This is a genomic window from Phenylobacterium sp. CCH9-H3, assembly GCF_001557235.1.
Lineage (GTDB): Bacteria > Pseudomonadota > Alphaproteobacteria > Caulobacterales > Caulobacteraceae > Phenylobacterium.
The window spans coordinates 1-1,149 of record NZ_LSJI01000018.1; the positions used below are offsets into that span (position 1 = coordinate 1).

Here is a 1,149-nt window from a genome sequence, read left to right on the forward strand (position 1 = left end):
CCCCCCCGCCTCGCCGGCCACCGCGCGGGCCAGCAGGGTCTTGCCGGTGCCCGGCGGGCCCACGAGCAGCACGCCCTTCGGAATGCGGGCGCCCAGGCGGCCGAAGGTCTTGGGATCCTTCAGGAAGCCGACGATCTCGGTGAGCTCCTGCTTGGCCTCGTCGACGCCCGCCACGTCGGCGAAGCTCACCTTCACCTCCTGTTCGGCGTAGACCTTGGCCTTGCTGCGTCCGATGCCCATCAGCCCGCCGTGTCCGTGGCCCGACATCATCGGCCGCATCAGGAACATCCAGACGAGCACGAAACCGAGTGTCGGCAGGAACCAGGAGAGCAGATTCTGGAGCAGGCCGGGCTCCGGCTGGCCGGAGAACTTGATGTTGCGACGCGCCAGTTCCTCGGCGATGCCCGGCTCGACCCGGATGCTGGAGAAGTGCTGGGCCTGACCGTCCTTGCCCGGCTTCACATAGGCGCCGGTGATGCGTGTGGGCCCCACCACCAGGTCCTTGACCTGGCCCTGCGCCACGAGCTGCCGGAACTCGCTGTACGGGATCGTCTTGTCGTGGCCCTGGCGCGTGATGTCCTGGATGAACACCACCGCCAGGAGCGCCGCGGCGAAGTAGAGGATGTCGAACTTCAACCAGGACTTGGGCTGCGGCGCGTCGCTCATGGCGGACTCCCTGGCGTGAAGCGCCAGAAGGGGCCATCCCACGGCCGCACGCCTTGACGCGGATCATGCCTGCCGGGCCGCAGCATCGTTGCGCGGGCGCGGCGGCGTAAGGTCGAGCCTGCCGCCGCGTCTGTCGCTGCGCCGGTCCGCATAGCCCAGTTGCTGGGCCGACCGGCGATGGTGGCCTCTACACTCGGTTTCGCGGCCGGCGCTAAGCCGCGGACACGGGCGAGCCCCGGCCCCACACGTTGGGGTCGCCCGCCGCCTGATCGTCCGATCAGGCCCTGCGCCGGGAGCGGACCCTCGTGGTCCGCTCCCAAGGCCGGGCGGGCGCGGAGCGAGTTCACAGGTAGATCGCGCCGAGGAACTGGACGAGATCCCTGGCGATCAGCGTCACGCCAAACGCCGCGAGGTTCAGGGCGAGGAAGAGGCTCAGCACCATCAGCCCGGCATGGGGCGCGGCCCAGACGACCAGCCCACCCC

Annotated in this window: 1 protein-coding gene; it reads right to left on the reverse strand. The window is 70.0% G+C overall.

Annotated elements, in window-relative coordinates:
- On the reverse strand, positions 1-666 hold a 666-nt coding region (locus AX721_RS28670), incomplete at its 3' end, for an ATP-dependent metallopeptidase FtsH/Yme1/Tma family protein (RefSeq protein WP_156466942.1).
- Positions 667-1,149 lie beyond the last annotated feature (483 nt).